The sequence below is a fragment of the Mesorhizobium sp. M7A.F.Ca.US.005.03.2.1 genome, assembly GCF_003997795.1.
Lineage (GTDB): Bacteria > Pseudomonadota > Alphaproteobacteria > Rhizobiales > Rhizobiaceae > Mesorhizobium > Mesorhizobium ciceri.
Window position 1 is genome coordinate 1 of the sequence record NZ_RZRP01001408.1, and the last position, 837, is coordinate 837.

The window sequence follows — 837 nt, forward strand, 5'->3', positions numbered from 1 at the left end:
CTTTGGATCTCCGCCTCCTCGCCATTATCAGAGCTGGGAGCGAAACCTGCTCGCAAAGTAGTCGGTGACCTTTTCGCTTAGCGGACGCGCTTGCCATTCTTCCAGACTGACCTGCCTTGATCGCTTCAGGTCCTCGTTGAAAACGTCTATTTGCGTCCGCGCGAATTCCAAGCCGTAGACGTTCAGACTGGCCTCATCGTTGAGGCGCAAGGATCGCTCATCCAGATTAGCCGAGCCAAAGCTCACCCAGGCATCGTCGACGATCAAAAGCTTGGGATGGTACATTGTGGGTTGAAACTCAAAGATGCGCACACCGGCCTTGAGCAATTCGCCCCAGAAAAAGCGCGAGCCCTTTCGCACCACAGGCACATCCGTGAGCCAATTGGGAACGATGACATCGACCGAGACGCCTCGCTTCCTTGCATCAAGAATCTGCTGCAGCGCGATGTCGTCCGGCACGAAGTAGGCCATGCCGATGCGCAGATGATCCTTGGCCGCGGCTATTGCCGCCAACATCATCAACTCCATGTTCTCCGAGCCGTTTGGCTGCGAAGAAAGTATCAACTGCGCATCGAGACCGCCAGCGGCCGCAACTGCAGGGTAGAACTTCCCGCCCTGCAATGTCTCGCCGGTCGTCTCAAGCCAGTTTTCGGCGAACGCCGCCTGGAATGCGGGCACGGCTGGTCCTTCGATCCGGTAATGCGTGTCGCGCCATTCATTTGAGTTGCGTGCGTTCCCGCGCCAATCATCGGCAATGCCGACCCCGCCAGTGAAAGCGATCCGGCCATCAACGATCAGCAGCTTGCGATGAGTTCGGTTGTTTACACGGTCCAACGT

Annotated in this window: 1 protein-coding gene; it reads right to left on the reverse strand. The window is 57.3% G+C overall.

All coding sequences use genetic code 11. The features are described 5' to 3' along the window. Nucleotides 1–27: 27 nt before the first annotated feature. Nucleotides 28–837: phospholipase D-like domain-containing protein (locus EN991_RS38140; protein ID WP_245461202.1), on the reverse strand; the 810-nt coding region annotated here is incomplete at its 5' end.